Annotated in this window: 5 protein-coding genes; 4 read left to right on the top strand and 1 reads right to left on the bottom strand. The window is 60.5% G+C overall.

All coding sequences use genetic code 11. The features are described 5' to 3' along the window. The 4 genes from J0I64_RS01330 to J0I64_RS01315 form a co-directional block, all read left to right on the top strand. Positions 1-467 (top strand): hypothetical protein (locus tag J0I64_RS01330; RefSeq protein WP_366933671.1); only part of this gene is annotated, 467 nt, incomplete at its 5' end. Between the two features lie 2 nt (positions 468-469). Beyond that, complete coding sequence (locus J0I64_RS01325) at positions 470-1,450, top strand: PQQ-dependent catabolism-associated beta-propeller protein (RefSeq protein WP_291405657.1); 981 nt, start codon at positions 470-472, stop codon at positions 1,448-1,450. Further along, positions 1,443-2,612: an amino acid ABC transporter substrate-binding protein gene (locus J0I64_RS01320; protein ID WP_291405655.1), complete on the top strand. Its 1,170-nt coding sequence runs from the start codon at positions 1,443-1,445 to the stop codon at positions 2,610-2,612. Before J0I64_RS01325 ends, J0I64_RS01320 begins: the two co-directional genes overlap by 8 nt. Further along, the gene (locus J0I64_RS01315) at positions 2,603-3,415 is read left to right on the top strand and encodes an ABC transporter permease (RefSeq protein WP_291405653.1); all 813 of its coding nucleotides are present in this window, start codon (positions 2,603-2,605) and stop codon (positions 3,413-3,415) included. Before J0I64_RS01320 ends, J0I64_RS01315 begins: the two co-directional genes overlap by 10 nt. A 54-nt stretch (positions 3,416-3,469) precedes the next feature. Here the strand turns inward: J0I64_RS01315 and J0I64_RS01310 are convergent, their stop codons facing one another. After that, positions 3,470-3,889 carry a pseudoazurin gene (locus tag J0I64_RS01310; RefSeq protein ID WP_291405659.1) on the bottom strand — a complete coding sequence of 140 codons (420 nt, stop codon included), beginning with the start codon at positions 3,887-3,889 and terminating at the stop codon, positions 3,470-3,472. Between the last annotated feature and the right edge of the window lie 383 nt (positions 3,890-4,272).

Below are 4,272 nucleotides of genomic sequence, written 5' to 3'. Positions count from 1 at the left end.
TCAGAATTTGCCGGATCAACCGGCATTCGGAGGATTATTGCATGAAGTGGTTCGCACCTGCTGCCGTCGGGGCATTGATGGCCTTTGGTCTTGTCGGTCAGGCTCAAGCCGAGGGTAACCTAGCCTCCAATGCGACCCGCCTCCCGGATCTGGCGATCAATAGCGAAACGCTGACCTTCTCGCAAACCCGGTTCGAGCTCGAAACCGGAAAATACTACCGGCTGCGCCTGGTGCATGACGGCGGCGAAGAGCTGGCTGTCGTTGCCCCCGAACTGTTCCGCAATTCCTGGATCAACCAGGTCGTCATCAACGATCTCGAGGTCAAACCCTACGGCCTTTACAGCGTCGAGTTCGACGATGAAGGCACGATCGATATCTGGTTCGTGCCGGTCCGCCCGGGCGAATACAAGTTCTGGGCCGATGGCTATCAGGATCGCGGCCTCTCCGGCACTTTCGTGGTGAAATAACCATGAGAGGAATTGTCGCTTCGGCGCTTGGCGCGCTGTGTCTTCTTGCGACGGTGCCATCGGCTTTTGCCGCTGGCACCGGCCTCATTTTCGTGTCGAACGAAAAGAGCCATGAGGTCGTCGTGCTCAACGCCGACTATGAAATCGTCAAGCGCATCGAAACCTCGCGCCGGCCGCGCGATATGCATTTCAACAGCGACAAGACGCTACTGTATGTAGCCTGCGGCGATGATGACGTGATCGATATTATCGACGTCGCTTCGCTCGAAATCGTCGACAATATCCTGACTGGACCCAGCCCCGAGGTTTTTGCCTTTTCCCCGGACCAGAAACAGCTCTTCGTTTCCAACGAGGAAGATTCCCGGCTCGAAGTCATCGACATGGAAAGCCGGATTTCGGTGATGGACATCCCCACCGGGGCGGAGCCGGAAGGCGTGTTGGTCATGCCCGACGGCAAGACCGCCTATGTGACCTCGGAAGTCGCGGACATGGTCCATGTGGTGGATGTCGCGACCGGCGCCGTCACCAAGAATATCCTCGTCGGCACGCGCCCGCGCCGCTTCATCCTGACCCCGGACGGGTCCGAACTTTGGGTCAGCTGCGAGCTTTCGAGCGAGATCTACATCATCGATACGGCCACCAACGAGATCAAGGGCGACAGCCTGATCTTCGTACCGCCGGGTTTCCGCGAGGAAGACGTGACCCCGGTGGGCATGGCGGTTACCAAGGATGGCAGCAAGGTGCTGCTGAGCCTTGGTCGCGCCAATCACATCGCCATCATCGATGCCAAGAGCCATGACGTGCTGAAATATGTGCTGGTGGGCAAGCGCGCCTGGTCGGTCGATCTTTCGAGCGACGAAAGCCGCGCCTATGTCGCCAACGGTCTTTCCGACGACATTACCGTCGTCGACATGGCCAGCATGACCCCCATCCAGTCCATTCCAGTAGGCCGGGTGCCGCATTCGGTTGTCATCGATGATTAGGCTTTTGGGGCTGACGGCACTGGCGCTGGGGCTTGGCTGCAGCACCGCAATGGCCCAGACGGCCGTCAGCATCGGCTATCTCGGCCTGACCGACGATGCCCGCTATGACCCTGAAGTGGTCTATACCCGTATCGAGATCGCGCCGGGCGGCAATCCGATCGACGGCGCGACCATGGGCGTAACCGATCTCAAGGTCGTTTCGGACGCCGTCGGGCAGACGGTCAGCCTCGATCATCAGGCGGCGGCGGATGCGGCGGCGCTCATCGCCAAGGTGGGCGAAATGTCTGCCGCCGGAGAGCACTTCATCATTCTCGACCTGCCCGCGGCGCTGGTCGACGAGGTTGCCGCGGCAACGACCAACCTGCCGGTGACGCTGATCAACGCAACGGCGCCGGAGGGTTTTCTGCGCACCCGCTGCTACCCCAATCTGCTGCACACAGCGGCGTCTGACCGCATGACCGCCGATGCCATGGTGCAATTGCTGCGCACGCGCAATTGGACGCGGGTGTTGATGCTGGTGGGGCCGCATGAGCGCGATGTCGCCATGGCGGCATCTTTCCGGGCCTCTGCCGAACGGCTTCGTCTCGATATCGTTGACCAGCGCCAGTTCACGCTCTCGACCGACCCGGCCAATCGCGAGGCGAACAATTCGCAGCTGATCACGGGCGGGGCCGACTACGACATCATCTACATTGCCGATAGCGAGGGCGAATACGCGCGCTACCTTCCCTATGACACGCAATTGGCAAGACCAATCATCGGCTCCACGGGCCTTGTCGCCAGCGAATGGCAATGGGCCTGGGATCGGGATGGTTCCACCCAGGTCACCGTGCGCTTCGAAGAATTGACCGAGGGCCGGCGCATGACCGGGCAGGACTGGGCCACCTGGATCGCCGCAAAGTCGATCGTCACCGCCTATGCCAAGGCGCGCTCGGATGATTACGAGGATATCGCCGCTTATTTGCGGAGTTCGCGCCTGCGCATTGACGGAGCCAAGGGGGTGCAGCTCAATTTTCGCGATTGGGACGGGCAGATGCGTATGCCGATCGTCCTTGCGACGCACAATGCGGTCATTGCCGAGGCGCCGCTCGCCGGCTTTCTGCATGAGACCAATACGCTCGACACACTGGGCACCGATCGGCCCGAGCACCAATGCCAGTAAGCATTGGCCAGCTCTGGCTTGGTCTATACGCCATCGCCTGGCGCGAGATCGCCAAATTCATGCGCCAGACCGAGCGGCTGTTGTCGGCGATCGTGCGCCCGGCTCTGTGGCTGCTGGTCTTTGCCACGGGCCTGCATGACCTGCTCGGCGTCTCCATCGTCGAGCCCTATCGCACCTATACCCCCTATCAGGAATATATCCTGCCCGGGCTTGCGGGCATCGTCGTGCTTTTCCAGTGCATGCAGTCGGCGCTGTCCATGGTTTATGACCGGGAGGCCGGCGTCATGCGGGTGATGCTGGTGTCGCCGCTGCCGCGCGGCTTCCTGCTCTTTGCCAAGATCATGGGCGCCACGGTGCTGTCCGTGCTGCAGGTCTATGCCTTCCTGATCCTGGCGCGGCTCTTCGGCTACCACTTTCCAGGGTTGGGCGATCTTTACATCCTGCCCGCCATCGTCCTTGCCGGGCTGATGCTTGGTGCCATCGGGCTTCTGGTTTCGGTCTATACGCCGAAAATCGAGAACTTTGCCGGGATGATGAACTTCGTCGTCTTCCCTATGTTCTTCCTGTCTTCGGCGCTCTATCCGCTCTGGAAACTGCGCGAGGCTGGTGCCGAGGCGATCTACTACGCGTCCCTCGCCAATCCCTTCACCCATACCGTCGAACTCATGCGGTTTGCGGCCTATGGCAAGATCAATTGGGTGGCTCTGCCGGTCGTGCTCGGGGTGACGATCGTGGCCTTCTTTCTGGCGGCACGGGGCTATGATCCGCAGGCTGGCACCATTCAGCGCGTCAAGCGCGCCTAGATATAGAAATGCCGGCAGCCCCACAGGGGCGCCGGCATGGAGAAGGAAGGCGAGCTACTTGATGAGGCCGTAGAACTCTTCAAACGTCGCGGCGACCTTGGGCGGCGTCTTCATTGCCTTCAGCGCTTCGAGGTTCGCCGGGGCTTCGCCCACAACGATCATGCCGACCATGCCCATGGCGTAGTGCGGGGCGCACTTATAGGCGTAGGCACCCTCGACATCGAAGGTCACGCTGAACTCTTCGTTGATCTTGCCCTTGAAGCTCACCGCGCCTTCGGGAAGCATGTCCTTGATGACTTCGGCATTGTGGCCCTTGTCGGTGGGAACGAACTTCACCGTGTCGCCGGGGGCGATCTGCAGGAATGCGGGTTCGAACACCATGGAACCGGCAGCGCCGCGGTTGAGCATCTGGACTTCGAATTCAGCGGCCGTCACAGCAAGGCTGGAAACGCTGAGAGCAGCAAAGGCCGCCATAGCAAAAATGGACTTCAAGACTGATCTCCTTGGCCACGCAATCTCTTGCCCGGCGTATTTTCCGCACGGCATGGCTTCAGGCACAGCCGCGATAGCGGCAAGACTACAGCCGCCCTATCGCCAAGTGGCCTATTTAGATCATTAGCAAATGTGCATTTGGGCCCCGGACAACTGGCCAAGTCGAGGGCTTTGACATCATATGGAACGATGGGACGCGCCGGAGGCAAGTAGGTCATTGAATAAGCGTTGGCGCACAGGCCTTTGTCTGTTGCCCATTCTCGTGACCGGCCTCGTTCTGGCCGGCTTCTATGTGGCCTCGATCGACCGGATTGCAGAGGCATCGGGACAGCTGGCGGTACTCAACCGCAAGCTCGATGCCGCAC

The organism is Devosia sp., from assembly GCF_017307565.1.
GTDB lineage: Bacteria > Pseudomonadota > Alphaproteobacteria > Rhizobiales > Devosiaceae > Devosia.
The sequence above is the reverse complement of the archived record's forward strand: the minus strand, read 5'-3'. Positions and strand labels throughout refer to the sequence as shown.

Excerpts from the sequence above, each read along its gene's own strand:
- J0I64_RS01325 (WP_291405657.1), top strand. The coding sequence starts at position 470 with ATGAGAGGAATTGTCGCTTCGGCGCTTGGCGCGCTGTGTCTTCTTGCG.
- J0I64_RS01320 (WP_291405655.1), top strand. The coding sequence starts at position 1,443 with ATGATTAGGCTTTTGGGGCTGACGGCACTGGCGCTGGGGCTTGGCTGC.
- J0I64_RS01315 (WP_291405653.1), top strand. The coding sequence starts at position 2,603 with ATGCCAGTAAGCATTGGCCAGCTCTGGCTTGGTCTATACGCCATCGCC.
- J0I64_RS01310 (WP_291405659.1), bottom strand. The coding sequence starts at position 3,889 with ATGGCGGCCTTTGCTGCTCTCAGCGTTTCCAGCCTTGCTGTGACGGCC.